15 protein-coding genes and 1 pseudogene are annotated in these 13,223 nt (G+C 41.3%); 4 read left to right on the top strand and 12 right to left on the bottom strand.

The features are described 5' to 3' along the window. The first annotated feature begins 7 nt into the window (after positions 1 to 7). Positions 8 to 1,150, top strand: coding sequence for a cysteine desulfurase family protein (locus LRS05_RS11045; RefSeq protein WP_257868381.1), 1,143 nt, complete (start codon positions 8 to 10; stop codon positions 1,148 to 1,150). Positions 1,151 to 1,495: 345 nt separating this feature from the next. On the opposite strand, the gene LRS05_RS11040 is transcribed toward LRS05_RS11045, so the two are convergent. The 7 genes and pseudogenes from LRS05_RS11040 to truA form a co-directional block, all read right to left on the bottom strand. Next, positions 1,496 to 2,299: an AAA family ATPase gene (locus LRS05_RS11040; RefSeq protein ID WP_257868380.1), complete on the bottom strand. Its 804-nt coding sequence runs from the start codon at positions 2,297 to 2,299 to the stop codon at positions 1,496 to 1,498. A gap of 40 nt (positions 2,300 to 2,339) precedes the next feature. Next, on the bottom strand, positions 2,340 to 2,771 hold the full coding sequence (locus LRS05_RS11035; RefSeq protein WP_257868379.1) for a TM2 domain-containing protein: 432 nt from the start codon (positions 2,769 to 2,771) through the stop codon (positions 2,340 to 2,342). 121 nt (positions 2,772 to 2,892) lie between these two features. Next, positions 2,893 to 4,277 (bottom strand): annotated as a pseudogene (lpdA, locus tag LRS05_RS11030) (dihydrolipoyl dehydrogenase). A 96-nt stretch (positions 4,278 to 4,373) separates the two neighbouring features. Further along, complete coding sequence (locus LRS05_RS11025) at positions 4,374 to 4,739, bottom strand: hypothetical protein (protein WP_257868378.1); 366 nt, start codon at positions 4,737 to 4,739, stop codon at positions 4,374 to 4,376. Beyond that, positions 4,699 to 5,049, bottom strand: coding sequence for a hypothetical protein (locus LRS05_RS11020; protein WP_257868377.1), 351 nt, complete (start codon positions 5,047 to 5,049; stop codon positions 4,699 to 4,701). The genes LRS05_RS11025 and LRS05_RS11020 overlap by 41 nt, the downstream gene beginning before the upstream one ends. An 18-nt stretch (positions 5,050 to 5,067) precedes the next feature. After that, on the bottom strand, positions 5,068 to 6,822 hold the full coding sequence (locus LRS05_RS11015) for an ABC transporter ATP-binding protein (RefSeq protein WP_257868376.1): 1,755 nt from the start codon (positions 6,820 to 6,822) through the stop codon (positions 5,068 to 5,070). Between the two features lie 7 nt (positions 6,823 to 6,829). Continuing rightward, positions 6,830 to 7,573, bottom strand: a complete 744-nt coding sequence (gene truA / locus LRS05_RS11010) for a tRNA pseudouridine(38-40) synthase TruA (RefSeq protein ID WP_257868375.1) — start codon at positions 7,571 to 7,573, stop codon at positions 6,830 to 6,832. A gap of 144 nt (positions 7,574 to 7,717) precedes the next feature. On the opposite strand from truA, the gene LRS05_RS11005 reads away from it, so the two are divergent. Then, positions 7,718 to 8,215, top strand: coding sequence for a metallophosphoesterase (locus tag LRS05_RS11005; protein ID WP_257868374.1), 498 nt, complete (start codon positions 7,718 to 7,720; stop codon positions 8,213 to 8,215). A gap of 66 nt (positions 8,216 to 8,281) precedes the next feature. Here the strand turns inward: LRS05_RS11005 and LRS05_RS11000 are convergent, their stop codons facing one another. Then, positions 8,282 to 8,704 (bottom strand): DUF4293 domain-containing protein, encoded by a 423-nt coding sequence (locus tag LRS05_RS11000; RefSeq protein WP_257868373.1) that lies wholly within the window; start codon positions 8,702 to 8,704, stop codon positions 8,282 to 8,284. Between the two features lie 183 nt (positions 8,705 to 8,887). Here LRS05_RS11000 and rho point away from each other — a divergent pair, with 183 nt between their 5' ends. After that, positions 8,888 to 10,693: a transcription termination factor Rho gene (rho, locus tag LRS05_RS10995; RefSeq protein ID WP_257868372.1), complete on the top strand. Its 1,806-nt coding sequence runs from the start codon at positions 8,888 to 8,890 to the stop codon at positions 10,691 to 10,693. Positions 10,694 to 10,801: 108 nt separating this feature from the next. Next, a complete protein-coding gene (locus LRS05_RS10990) occupies positions 10,802 to 11,374 on the top strand; it encodes a CPBP family intramembrane glutamic endopeptidase (RefSeq protein WP_257868371.1) in 573 nt (190 codons plus the stop codon). Between the two features lie 54 nt (positions 11,375 to 11,428). On the opposite strand, the gene LRS05_RS10985 is transcribed toward LRS05_RS10990, so the two are convergent. Genes LRS05_RS10985 through LRS05_RS10970 form a run of 4 tightly spaced genes read right to left on the bottom strand, consistent with a single transcriptional unit; the run spans position 11,429 to position 13,176 of the window. Next, the gene (locus tag LRS05_RS10985) at positions 11,429 to 11,836 is read right to left on the bottom strand and encodes a hypothetical protein (protein WP_257868370.1); all 408 of its coding nucleotides are present in this window, start codon (positions 11,834 to 11,836) and stop codon (positions 11,429 to 11,431) included. Continuing rightward, on the bottom strand, positions 11,775 to 12,074 hold the full coding sequence (locus tag LRS05_RS10980) for a hypothetical protein (RefSeq protein ID WP_257868369.1): 300 nt from the start codon (positions 12,072 to 12,074) through the stop codon (positions 11,775 to 11,777). The genes LRS05_RS10985 and LRS05_RS10980 overlap by 62 nt, the downstream gene beginning before the upstream one ends. A gap of 60 nt (positions 12,075 to 12,134) precedes the next feature. Next, the gene (locus tag LRS05_RS10975; protein ID WP_257868368.1) at positions 12,135 to 12,305 is read right to left on the bottom strand and encodes a hypothetical protein; all 171 of its coding nucleotides are present in this window, start codon (positions 12,303 to 12,305) and stop codon (positions 12,135 to 12,137) included. A 4-nt stretch (positions 12,306 to 12,309) separates the two neighbouring features. Then, positions 12,310 to 13,176, bottom strand: a complete 867-nt coding sequence (locus LRS05_RS10970) for a bestrophin family protein (RefSeq protein WP_257868367.1) — start codon at positions 13,174 to 13,176, stop codon at positions 12,310 to 12,312. Between the last annotated feature and the right edge of the window lie 47 nt (positions 13,177 to 13,223).

Raw genomic sequence — 13,223 nt, 5'->3', positions numbered from 1 at the left:
TTGCAGCATGAAAAGAGTTTATCTTGATAATGCATCAACAACTGCATTACGGCCTGAAGTGATTGCAGAAATGACCGAAGTAATGGCATCTGCATATGGTAATCCGTCATCTACACACAGTTTTGGCAGGAGCGCTAAAACAATTGTGGAGGCTTCACGTAAGAAGATTGCCGCATTGGTAGGTGCAGATGCAGGAGAGATAATCTTTACATCAGGCGGGACTGAAGCCGACAGTTGGGTAATACAAAGTGCGGTACGAAATCTTGGCGTAAAACGAATTATCACGAGCCGTGCTGAACACCATGCCGTGCTAAATACTGTGGCACTTGTTGCTGGAGAATTCAGCACGCAGGTCAATATGGTTAGGCTTGATAGTAAAGGCCAACCGGAACTTTCACATCTTGAAGCGTTACTTTCAGATAATATTCCTACGCTGGTGAGCTTGATGCATATAAATAATGAAACTGGCGTTGTTTTAGACCTACAAGCTGTTGGTAATTTATGCAGGCAATATAATGCGCTGTTTCATACCGATACGGTTCAAACTTTTGGCAAAGAAAAAATAAGTTTTAAAGACTTGCCGGTAGATTTTGCTGCTGCCAGTGCACATAAATTTCACGGGCCAAAAGGTGTTGGCTTTGCATTTATCAGGAAAGGTTTAGGAATACAGCCAATAATTGCAGGCGGTGAGCAGGAAAAAGGCCTGCGTGCCGGTACAGAAGCTGTACACCAAATTGCGGGGATGGCCAAAGCTTTGGAGCTATCTTACATTAATTTGGACATTGAGAGACAGCATATCAGTAATCTTAAAGGTTATCTTTTTGAGCAGCTGGATAACCATTTCCCCGGATATAAAGTAAACGGCACTGACAAGGGAGTGGGGCATGAGATGTTGTTTTATAACATAGCCAATGTCATGCTGCCTTTGCCGGAAGAAAAGACCTCAATGATACTCTTCCAGCTTGATATGAAAGGTGTAGCCGTAAGCCGTGGCAGTGCTTGCCAGTCGGGCAGCATAAAACCGTCTCATGTATTACAGGAAATACTTTGTGATGATGACCTTAAAAAACCTTCATTGCGGATTTCCTTTAGTCATTATAATACTAAAGAAGATATCGACCTGCTGATTGAGGCCCTGAAAACTATTTAGCTTTCTTACGCGATTTAGTGCTGCGTGTTTTCCTGTTGCGTGATTTCGTCTTGTTGCTTTTTCTTTTTTGTTTTGCGCTTGCCCCAATTGTTTTTCAGGTTCTTATAAGACTTCTTAGAAACGGTAGACTTCTTTTTGAACGTGATTTGTTTTTCTTTTTCCTCGCGTTGATATTGTTGACTAATGAATTTTTTACACCAAGTTTATTTTTTTTGGTGCTGCCTTTTTTCTTTTTGTTTTTTGTCTTTGTCGCCATAGCTTCATTTTTTAATAAAGTTATGGTTAAAATAAAAAAGCAGGATGCAATATAACATCCTGCTAAGATTTGTTTATACTTTTTCGTGATTATGCCAGGCTCATTGGTGCCTCAATATCTTCGGGTATAAGAGTGCAAAGTTCGCTTTTAGAGAGGTTCCTGCCTGATGCCAGCCTGTTTGACTGAAGTTCCATTGCATTTTCAAACACATTTCGTGCAAAACGGGCATTACCAAATGATTGGTCACGCTCTGCATAAGCTGCCGCAAAAACGTCCTTAACTTTGTTTTCTGCATCAGATGTCAGTGTATAATCGGCTTTCGCACACTGACGTTTAAAAATTTCAACTAAGTCTTCAGGTTTGTAATCAGGGAAATTTATATAGCGGTTTATCCTAGATTCAAATCCGGGATTTGTTTCAATAAATGTTTTCATCTCGCCAGTGTAGCCGGCAAGTATCACAACAAGTTTCTCGCGGTCATCCTCCATTCTTTTAATAATCGTTGCTACTGCTTCTTTACCGTAAGTTTCATTATGGCCAAGATTCAATGCATAAGCCTCATCAATAAAGAGAATACCGTCAAGAGCGGCATCAACCACATCATTCACTTTTACAGCGGTTTGCCCTTCATATTCCGCAATAAGCCCAGAACGGTCTGTTTCGGTAAGATGCCCGCCGTCTAATATTCCCAATTGCTTGTATATTCTTGAAATTATTCTTGCTACAGTTGTTTTACCTGTTCCCGGATTACCTGTAAACACCATATGGTAAGATAACGTTGAAGACTGCAGGCCTGCTTTTTCCCTTTGTTTCTGAACCTTTATGAAATTTACAAGTGTACTGATCTCTTCTTTCACGCCTTCAAGGCCTACAAGCTCATCCATCTCCTTCATAATGTCATCAAGGGTTTCTTTGGTTGATGCTGGTGAAACTTTAAGCGATTTTTGGTTTTTCTTTTTTATGTCGGGTCCGGCTCACTAAATTTCCTTTTGAATCGATATAAATCTCACTATCACTATCATCTGATCTGAAAGACAATTTTTCTGATGAAGAAGACGGTGCACAGTCTGAGCAGTATGTCTCAGTTGACATGATTCCCAAATCTTCATCGCAGTCAATACAATGTTTCATATTGTATTTTTCATCAAACTTTTGCTGACTCATGAATAATAACCCAATACCCTGAAAAAAAGCAAGAATTATAGGGATTATGAAAATACAAGTGAACAGAAATTCTTTCCCAACTTTCTTGTTGCCGAGGTAAAATTGATGTATCCCAAAAATTCCGACGGTTAACGCCAGCAGCGAGGCTATATATTTGTTACGCTTTGTTGCAGCGGGCTGAATTGATTTTGCTGGAGCCATACGTTAAGTTTTTCCAAAAATAGGCATTTAGAAAAGAGTACCAAATTATTTTCTAAGTACTGCATAAAAAAATCCGCCCTCAATGAGAACGGATTTAATTCTGAAATCTTAGATATTAAATCTATATATGTATCACCTCGTCATAAGCAGCCGCAGCGGCTTCCATGATAGCTTCACTCATGGTAGGGTGAGGGTGAACCGACTTGATTATCTCATGTCCTGTAGTTTCAAGCTTGCGCGCCACAACAGCTTCGGCAATCATATCGGTTACGCCGGCGCCAATCATATGGCAGCCAAGCCACTCACCGTACTTGGCGTCAAAGATAACCTTTACGAAACCATCTGGTGTTCCTGCAGCTTTTGCCTTACCTGAAGCTGTGAATGGGAATTTACCAATCTTCAGCTCATAGCCTTTTTCTTTAGCTTGTTTCTCTGTAAGGCCGACAGAAGCGATTTCTGGTGTTGCATAGGTACAGCCAGGTATGTTGCCATAATCAAGCGGCTCTACGTGCAGCCCGGCAATCTTCTCCACACAAAGAATACCTTCAGCAGAAGCTACGTGTGCAAGCGCCTGGCCCGGAACGATGTCGCCAATAGCGTAGTAACCCGGTATGTTTGTCTGGTAATATTTATTTACAAGAACTTTATCTTTATCTGTCGCGATGCCAACTTCTTCAAGGCCTATGTTCTCGATGTTCGACTTAATGCCTACTGCAGAAAGCAATATATCAGCCTCAAGGATTTCTTCACCTTTTGCTGTCTTTACGGTAGCTTTCACGCCGTTGCCTGATGTATCAACCTTCTCAACAGATGCATTGGTCATAATGTTTATGCCCGATTTTTTAAGCGAACGCTCAAATTGTTTTGAAATGTCTTCATCTTCAACCGGAACGATGTTTGGCATAAATTCAACAATAGTAACCTGCGTGCCCATTGAATTGTAGAAATGTGCAAACTCAACACCAATAGCTCCTGAACCAACAACTATCATTGATTTTGGCTGCTCAGGAAGCGTCATTGCCTGGCGGTAACCAATTACTTTTTACCATCCTGCGGCAGGTTAGGCAATTCGCGTGAGCGTGCGCCTGTCGCAATGATGATATGGTCAGCTGAATATTCTTCTTTCTTGCCGTCTTTCTCAACGCTTACTTTTTTACCAGGCATCACTTTGCCAAAGCCTTCGATAACGTCGATCTTGTTTTTCTTCATAAGGAACTGTATACCCTTGCTCATGCCGTCAGCTACGCCGCGGCTGCGTTGTATCACGGCGCCAAAGTCTTTGTCAAATTCTTTAACGGTAAGTCCGTAATCACTTGCATGCTTCAGGTAATCAAAAACCTGTGCACTTTTAAGTAGCGCTTTGGTAGGGATACATCCCCAGTTAAGGCAGATTCCGCCAAGGCTTTCTTTCTCTATAACTGCTGTTTTAAAGCCTAACTGTGAAGCCCTAATGGCTGTAACATATCCGCCGGGGCCGCTGCCTAAAACTATAATATCGTATTTCATGGTAATGTAATTTGCAGGTTTAATTTATGCGTACGAAAATAGGTATTTATTTGATTATGGTAAAATGTTAAAAGTGAATTTGATAGTTTCACCTCACTATTCCAGGATGTTCTTGTTTTTACCGTCAGCTTTATAAGAAATAACAGCTTTTTCTCCTACCGTACGCAATACAAGCCTTTCATCAGTTGTTTTATCACCTATTTTTATTTGTGTCAGATCATTTTTAGTTTCATGCCATAAAACTGCGCGCTGCCTTACCCTGTCATTAGTATTAGTATTCATAAGCAGGTACGCTATATCGTTTGAAGCATATAGATAAATTGCCTCGCCACCGTCCTTTCCGCCATAATCAAGCCCTAAGCCAATGCGGTCTTCATCATCTGCGAAACCAAAACCACCCCTTTCATCTCCTGTAGTGTCATTAATGATATAAGACCATCCTGCAGAATTTCGGTCCCTCAAGTTTTCCGCCCATTTGTAATTTTCCGTCTTTTCCCATATAAAGTCGGTCAGTGCCTTTTTCGTCCAGAAACACAAGGCCTGCCATTGTATCTTTCCTGTCGCGAAGCTTATGCGTTGGTATTGGGTTGCCCATCATTATAAAAGGCTTGCCATTTACGTCTTCTATGATTATTCCTTTCGTTCGTATAATATCATTTTTTTCAAATGTAAAGGATGCTAACATGGCAATAATTAATATTCCCGACAGGCTTAATAAAGCAAGGCGAAGTTGTCGAATCTGATTTTGCAGTGATTTGATCTGGTTGTCCATGAATTATACTTTTGATGATTATCCTTCACTTTCCACCGCAAATTGTGAATAATACAAATTCTTGTAATAGCCCTGCTCACGGTTGATAAGCTCATAATGGCGGCCTTCTTCAACAATCCGGCCTTTGTCCATTACGATTATCTTATCAGCGTTTACTACCGTTGCAAGCCTGTGGGCTATGACGATTGAAGTCCGCCCCTGGGTGATTTTCTCCGTGGCGTTGCGGATCAGTTCTTCGCTGTAGGTATCAACAGAAGATGTCGCCTCATCCAGAATCAATATACTCGGATTACTCACGTAAGCCCTAAGGAACGCTATAAGCTGCCTTTGGCCTGACGACAGCATCACGCCGCGTTCTTTTACATTGTACTCATAACCGCCCGGCAGGCTGTTAATGAAGTCATGTACACCAATAGCCCTCGCCGCGGCAACCACCTGTTCGCGGGTTATGTTGGGGTCATAAAGGGTGATATTGTTGAGGATGGTATCGGCAAAAAGGAATACATCCTGTAACACAATGCCTATTTGCTTTCTAAGGCTGTCGAGGGTAAAATCGTCTATGTTGGTCCCATCGATAGTAATAGTTCCGCTGTTGATCTCGTAGAAACGGTTCAGCAGGTTAATGATGGTAGATTTACCCGCACCGGTTGAGCCTACGATGGCCACGGTTTGCCCGGCAGGTACAGCAAGGTTAATCCCTTTGATTACTTCCTCACCGTCAATATAGCTGAAGCGAATATCTTTAAACTCAAGGTTACCTTTAAAGTGGGTTGCCTCAATTGTCCCGTTTTTCTGTACCTGGCCTTCAGATTCCAACAATTCAAACACACGGTCAGATGCGATGATACCCATCTGCAATTCATTGAACTTATCTGCAATCTGGCGCAGTGGGTTAAACAGCATCGGGATGAACATGGTATAGGCAAACAGGTCACCTGGTGTGGTAATGTTATCGCCGTTGATGATACTAATACCCCCGTACCATATTACGAAACCAAGGGTTAGCGACGAGATGATATCAGCAATAGGGAAGAAGATAGAGTTGTAAAGAATATTCTTCAGCCAGGCATCATTATGCTTTTTATTTATCTGCTTAAATTTTTCGTACTCAATATCTTCACGGTTAAAAAGCTGCACAATCTTCATCCCTGTAACCCGCTCTTGCACAAAGGTATTTAGGTTGGCTACCTGTGTACGGACTTCCTCAAAAGCACCTTTCATTTTCTTCTGGAAGATGCGTGTGGCATAAACCAATATCGGCATGGCAAGCAACACGATGATGGTAAGCTTCCAGTTCATGTAGAACATGACACCGAGGATAACCACCATTTTTAACAAATCGCTGATGATCATAAACAATCCCTGGCTGAAGATGCGTGCTATCGACTCAATATCGAAAACAGTACGCGTAACCAGCTTACCCACAGGCTCATTGTCATAAAACTTCATACGGAAAGCGCCGATGTGGCGAAACAGTTTTTCACGGATATCTTTCACGATATCCTGCCCGAGCCAATTGGCCCAATATGTAAAATAGTATTGCGAAGCCACTTCAAGCAGAAGCACCCCGGCCATGAGCATAATGTAAAATAACAGTCCTGTACTGTCTTTTTGTACAATATAGCTGTCAACTGTTTGCTTAAGTAAATAAGGACGTACAGCAGCGAATATAGAGAGTGTGATGGCAAATACTATAACCCAGGCAAACCGCGAGCGGTAAGGGGCAGCATAGTGCATTACTTTTTTTAATGATGATGATGTTTTGGCTTTCATTATTAATCTAACGGCTTTTAATGTAAGGGTATTCAACTTTGGTAAGATATAACCCATGTGCAGGGACCGATGCGCCGGCATTGCTGCGGTCTCCGCTTTCGATGATTTTTCTCAGGTCTTCAACAGATGTTTTTCCCAGCCCGATGTTTACCAATGTCCCTACAATTGCGCGCACCATATTCCGCAGGAAACGGTCGGCAGTTATTGTAAACACCAGCTTGCTGCCATTCTGTGCCCAGTACGCTTTTTTTATGTCGCAAATGTACGTTTTTACATCGGTATGTGTTTTAGAAAAACACTGGAAATCACTATATTCAAAAAGTATTTTAGCGGCTTCGTTCATGGCATCAACATCCAGCTTATGAAAGAAATACCAGCTGCCCTCGTGGTCAAAAGCATCTTTAAAAGTATGTATGTGGTACTCATATGTACGGCTCACAGCATCAAACCTTGCATGGGCATCATCATGTAACGGGATAAACCGGTACACGACGATATCCTTCGGCAAAAAAGAGTTCAGTTTTTGCGTCAGCGAATCAGAGTCTATAACCTCACCATAATCAAAATGTGCAAACATCTGGCGGGCATGAACACCTGTATCGGTACGGCCCGCCCCAACTACTTCAATCTGCGTCCGAAGTAGGGTAGATAGGGCTTTGTTCAGTGTTTCCTGTACCGACGGGCTATGAGGCTGGTATTGCCATCCGCAGTAATTTTTCCCGTTATAAGCAAATTCTATGAAGTATCTCAAGGCTGTGTTTGTTGCACTGCAAAGATACTCAATAAGTCGCAAAGTTAAAGTTGCAAAGCTTCAGAGAAATAAAGTTTCAGTTTTTAAAAAAGTGGTGTAAATGACTTTGTAACTATGTAACTTTGCTACTCTTTAACCAAGAAAATGAAAAAAATCCTTCTGCTTAGCGATACCCACAGTTACATGGATGGTACTATATTAAAATATGTAAAGCTGGCTGATGAGGTTTGGCATGCAGGTGATATCGGTGACCTGAAAGTTACCGATGCCATCAAAAAAGAGAAGCCATTAAGGGCAGTTTACGGGAATATAGATAATGGTGAAGCAAGGCTTGAGTTCCCGTTGCATAACCGTTTTGATTGTGAAGGTCTTGATGTATGGATTACCCACATTGGCGGCTACCCGGGCAAGTACAGTCCCGCTATACGCAGCGAGATTACAGCAAACCCGCCGGGGCTGTTTATCTGCGGACACTCACATATACTCAAAGTGCAGTTTGACCAGAAGCTGAATCTGCTGCACATGAATCCCGGCGCGGCAGGCATATCAGGATTTCACCAGGTGCGTACTATGCTGCGATTTGAAGTAGAGAAAGGCAAAGTGCAAAACCTTGAAGTGATAGAGCTGGGGAAAAGGGGTTAAAATAAAAAAATCCGGAACTGGCAGGTTCCGGATTCTTTACGCACTAATAAAACTAAGTTAATAGAGTTATCTAAGCCTGTCAACAGATTTTACGAGATCTTCGTCCTTTTTTACAGCCCTGTTGGCAAGGCTGAGGAAAACGATAGAAATGATAGGAAGAAACATCCCAATACCCTTCTCTGAAACCACCTTTTCAGGATCGGTCTCTCCGGATAAATTTAGTGACTGGTATATAAATAAGCCTAGTAAAATCAAGTTAAGCAATATGTTCAGCCGGTTCATTACAAACTGCTTTTGCCTCTTTTTATAAGTAAAGATGCTGATGATGCACAACGTGGTGCTGAAGCTGAACAAAACTACAAACGCAAGGTTGAGCATAAAGTAGTACTCCATGCCGCTTTTGGTTACCCATAATGGAAATACAAAAGGCAATACACCCGAGGCAATAAGTGCCGCAAACATGTAAACGCTCTGTATTCTTTGTATCATACCTGCTGTTTTGCTGTACAAAAATATGTTTTCTTTTTATAATTGCTATTGGATAGTAAAAATTAATTCGTAATATTGCCATACAAAATCATAAGTGCTTCATTCTGCGAAGCATTGCCTTTTCAAAAAAATTACTTCCCCACACATTTTGAAATTACCCTTAATTTAACCATTTAATTATACATGTTCGAAATTTCTGAATTAAAAGAAATGAAGCTGCCTGAACTTCAGGAAATTGCCAAGAAAGCCAATATCAGTAAGTACAGGGGTTTAAAAAAAGAAGAACTGGTTTACCAGATACTTGACCACCAGGCTGCAAACCCTGATAAGGTTGTACCGCTAAAAGAAAAAGCAGAAGAAAAAGTTGTTGCCGATAAGCCTAAGCGTGCAAGGATAAGTAAAGATGCTCCTGCGACTGAAGTGATTGCTCCTGAAGCGCCTGCAGAAATTAAAAATACAGAGCGTACGCCAAAAAAGGAAAGGATTATCATCAAAAAACCGGCTGAGGCTGAAAATGTTGTTCCTGTAGCTGAACAAGCGCAAAACGAAGAGCCGCACGAAAACAAAGTACTGCCTGAGAGCAAAAAAAATCGTGACAACAGGCAAGAGCAAAAAGCTGATAATAACGATAACAGGCCAAAGAAACGTGTACTGACGGAAGAGGAAAGGCAGGCTATGATTGAGCGTGCTAATGCCAACAACCCTAACCACCCGAGCTATAAGCATCGTGATAAGCTAAATAATGAAGGGCAGCCAAACCAGGCAAAAGACAGCCAGTCTGCAAGGGAAAATCAGCCGGCACGTGAAAACCAGCCGCAGCGCAACGCTGAAAATCAACCTAAAAAACAAAATTACCGCGAGCCAGACTATGAGTTTGACGGTATAATAGAAAGCGAAGGCGTACTGGAAATGATGCCAGACGGTTATGGCTTCCTGCGCTCAAGTGATTACAACTATCTTGCCTCTCCTGATGATATTTATCTTTCAACTTCACAGATACGCCTTTTCGGACTTAAAACCGGTGATACTGTAAAAGGTGTGGTACGCCCGCCAAAAGAAGGAGAGAAATATTTCCCGCTTGTAAAAGTGCTTAAAATAAATGGCCATGACCCGCAGGTAGTGCGCGACAGGGTTTCATTTGAACACCTTACGCCGCTTTTCCCTGAAGAGAAATTTAACCTTGCAGGCAGGCAGAGCTCTGTATCAACACGTATCATTGACTTGTTTTCGCCTATAGGTAAGGGCCAGCGCGGTATGATTGTAGCCCAGCCTAAAACTGGTAAGACAATGCTACTAAAAGATATAGCAAATTCAATAGCTGCCAACCATCCTGAAGTATATCTTATCGTTTTACTAATTGATGAACGGCCGGAAGAGGTTACCGATATGCAGCGCAGCGTAAGGGGAGAGGTTATTGCTTCAACTTTTGATGAGCCTGCCGACCGACATGTAAAGGTTGCCAACATCGTGCTTGAAAAAGCCAAGCGCCTTGTAGAATGCGGGCATGATGTAGTGATACTTCTTGACTCGATAACCCGTCTTGCACGTGCATACAACACAGTTCAGCCGGCATCGGGTAAGGTATTGAGCGGTGGTGTTGATGCCAATGCGCTACAAAAACCTAAGCGTTTCTTTGGTGCGGCTCGTAATATCGAGAACGGTGGCTCGCTTAGTATCATTGCTACTGCGCTTACCGATACCGGCTCTAAGATGGATGAGGTTATCTTTGAAGAATTTAAAGGTACCGGCAACATGGAGCTTCAGCTTGACAGGAAGATTGCCAACAAGCGTATTTTCCCTGCTATTGACCTTACATCATCAAGCACCAGGAGGGATGACCTTCTTCTTGATGAAAAGACAATACAGCGTATGTGGATCATGAGGAAATACCTTGCTGATATGAACCCAGTTGAAGCCATGGACTTCATTAACGACCGCTTTAAAAAGACGAGGAATAATGAGGAGTTCCTTATATCGATGAATGATTAAGAGAAGCTGCTTAGCTACTGAGGTTCTAAGCTGCTTAGCAATAAAAAATCCTCTGCAATAGCAGGGGATTTTTAGCTTAGTTTTCGGAGTGTTATATTTTATGAATGTATGGTGTTAAAAGTAATTTATGAGCTGGTAAAGTTTCTAAAAAAGCCAGACGATAGCAGGATACAGCTAACGCCGAAAGAAAAGATATACTTTTTGCTGAGATTGTTCGTTTTTAACGCTGTGATTTTTTTAGCGTTTTTACCCCTTTTGGTATTAGTTGCAGAAGAAACTGAAAGCGAATTTAAACGTAACACAGATTATACCGAAGCAATAGTGGCTATAGGTGCGATCTTAGTGATGCCTGTTGTTGAAGAATTTATATTCAGATATTTTCTTAGATACGACAGAATTAATCCGAAATTGATTAGCTTAAAAAAATGGAATGCTGTCTTTCCATGGCTTGTTTATTTCTCAGCTATTACGTTTGGTGCAATCCACTTATTTAATTTTTCTTTTTCGTCAAATTCATGGTTGCTATTACCGGCATTGGTAGTCCCTCAGTTTATTACCGGTTTGGTAATAACTTTTTTAAGAGTCCGACTCAATTTTTACTACGGAATATTATACCATATGTTATGGAATTTCTCATTTTTTATGGTAATTCCTTTTTTAGTTGATTTAATACCTGAGTAAATTTGATACGTAGTTGCTTGGCTATTAAAGAGACTTAGGTGCTCAGATAATTTTTTACTCCTTCACAAATATAAATGTAGCTTTAAATCCTGTGGCCAGGTTCCATTCATTGGCTGAGAGTAGTTTACCCTGGTCATCATACACCTGAAATTCTGCTGTGTTAGGGCCGGAGTAGCCCTGATTAAGCGCCTCAAAATCTACCTTGTTGAAACCGGGCTGCAATGTTACCTGTATTGACTGAAACTGATTTAGCAGCGTAATATTTTCAACCTGCGTTACATCATTTACCAGTACTTTGATCCTGTCGCCATCTTCAGCGCCAAAATCACGTGCAAGTACTTTAATATATAGCGATTTTGTCTTAAACTCACCAAAAAACTGGTTGCCCTTATATGGCTCGTTAGACTCTCCACGCGGTTTTATAGTAACACGGTCCCTGGTATTCGCGGCTGCGGTTAACAAATTTATCCTGCTGCATCATACTGAACTCCTCTTTATTGCTGCCAATCTGGTAAACAGGACTGCTTTCTTTAGGCGGAGTTATCGAGAATACTCTCGGCGCTTCAGGCTTGGGAGGGTCTTTCTTTTTAGGTTTCTTTTTTGCTTTTGGTATAGCAGTGCCTTTAATAGGGCTGTCAAACTGCGCTGATGCAACCTGGGCCATAAAAAGAACAAAGAAAATAAGTAAAAAATTCCTCATAAATATGTAACGGCTTTACAGCGCTGATATTTTATAAAGTTCTCAGCAAAAATAACGCCACTATTTATTTCTGCCTGTGCGGCTGTCTTCAGCGTTCCAGTCATCAGAGCTGTTTTTACGGTCACGCTCATCATCACGGGTTATTTTACCTTTATCATCATAGTGCGCATTGTTGTCAACTTTATCGTCAGCGCTTCTTGTGCCAGGGTTGTTGTTTTTGTTGTCTTTCATAACTTTAATACAGAAGTTCCTCTACATTCTTTTTTATATTGGATGCAATCTTTGCCGTTGGCAGGTCATTAGGGTCATTGCCAAATGGTTCTTCAATTTCTTCGGCAATTAATTCCAGGCTTGCCAGCACATAAAATATAAAGACCACTACCGGTACTACATAATACCCTAACTGGAAAACATACCCAAAAGGCAGCGTCATCACATAAAAGAAAATAAATTTCTTGATGAATGCACTGTAAGAGTAGGGTATGGGCGTGTTCTTAATTCGTTCACAAGCACCACAGATGTCGGTAAATGATTGTACTTCCGCATTAAGTACGATAAGCTGGTCACCTGTTATTTTACCTGCTAAATAAAACTCATTGATTTTTCCGATAATACTCTTAGCGAGCTGATTCGGCTTATGGCTATAATGGTCTTTTGAAAGTGTGGCATCATCGAAAAGTTCATGGTTTATATCTTCGTTTTTCAAATGCTTGTCAAGTATTTCAGCATAAGCAGGAATAAGCCTGCGCATAATCTCTTTATCACTGCTTTCAGTAAGCATTACTGCCAGCTTTAATGCAAAATTGCGGCTGTTATTTACCAATGCGCCCCACATTTTGCGGCCTTCCCACCAGCGGTCATAAGCTGTATTTGTACGGAAAACAAGCAGCAATGATATTACAAACCCCAGCATTGTATGCATGATTGTAATGTTTTTTACATGGCTGGTTTCAGATAGCTGCCAGTACTCAAGCTCAAGATAAGCTATGCCTGCTGAATATAGTCCAATTCCGAACATTACAGGTATAAGTTTTTTAAATGTATCACCGCGGTGAAACCTGAATATGAAAGAAAACCACTCTTTCGGATTATATGAAATCATTATGTAATGTAAGAATTAGCCTCAAAAATAATGTATTTCAGCACAAT

The sequence above is a fragment of the Flavobacterium sp. J372 genome (assembly GCF_024699965.1).
Classification (GTDB): Bacteria; Bacteroidota; Bacteroidia; order Flavobacteriales; family Flavobacteriaceae; genus Flavobacterium.
Note: the sequence above shows the minus strand (reverse complement) of the source record. Positions and strands in the feature narration are given on the sequence as shown.

What these genes read in the sequence shown, in the direction of transcription:
- LRS05_RS11045 (WP_257868381.1), top strand. Translation starts at nt 8, where the DNA reads ATGAAAAGAGTTTATCTTGATAATGCATCAACAACTGCATTACGGCCT.
- LRS05_RS11040 (WP_257868380.1), bottom strand. Translation starts at nt 2,299, where the DNA reads ATGAAGGAGATGGATGAGCTTGTAGGCCTTGAAGGCGTGAAAGAAGAG.
- LRS05_RS11035 (WP_257868379.1), bottom strand. Translation starts at nt 2,771, where the DNA reads ATGGCTCCAGCAAAATCAATTCAGCCCGCTGCAACAAAGCGTAACAAA.
- LRS05_RS11020 (WP_257868377.1), bottom strand. Translation starts at nt 5,049, where the DNA reads ATGGACAACCAGATCAAATCACTGCAAAATCAGATTCGACAACTTCGC.
- LRS05_RS11015 (WP_257868376.1), bottom strand. Translation starts at nt 6,822, where the DNA reads ATGAAAGCCAAAACATCATCATCATTAAAAAAAGTAATGCACTATGCT.
- LRS05_RS11005 (WP_257868374.1), top strand. Translation starts at nt 7,718, where the DNA reads ATGAAAAAAATCCTTCTGCTTAGCGATACCCACAGTTACATGGATGGT.
- LRS05_RS11000 (WP_257868373.1), bottom strand. Translation starts at nt 8,704, where the DNA reads ATGATACAAAGAATACAGAGCGTTTACATGTTTGCGGCACTTATTGCC.
- rho (WP_257868372.1), top strand. Translation starts at nt 8,888, where the DNA reads ATGTTCGAAATTTCTGAATTAAAAGAAATGAAGCTGCCTGAACTTCAG.
- LRS05_RS10990 (WP_257868371.1), top strand. Translation starts at nt 10,802, where the DNA reads ATGGTGTTAAAAGTAATTTATGAGCTGGTAAAGTTTCTAAAAAAGCCA.
- LRS05_RS10980 (WP_257868369.1), bottom strand. Translation starts at nt 12,074, where the DNA reads ATGAGGAATTTTTTACTTATTTTCTTTGTTCTTTTTATGGCCCAGGTT.
- LRS05_RS10975 (WP_257868368.1), bottom strand. Translation starts at nt 12,305, where the DNA reads ATGAAAGACAACAAAAACAACAACCCTGGCACAAGAAGCGCTGACGAT.
- LRS05_RS10970 (WP_257868367.1), bottom strand. Translation starts at nt 13,176, where the DNA reads ATGATTTCATATAATCCGAAAGAGTGGTTTTCTTTCATATTCAGGTTT.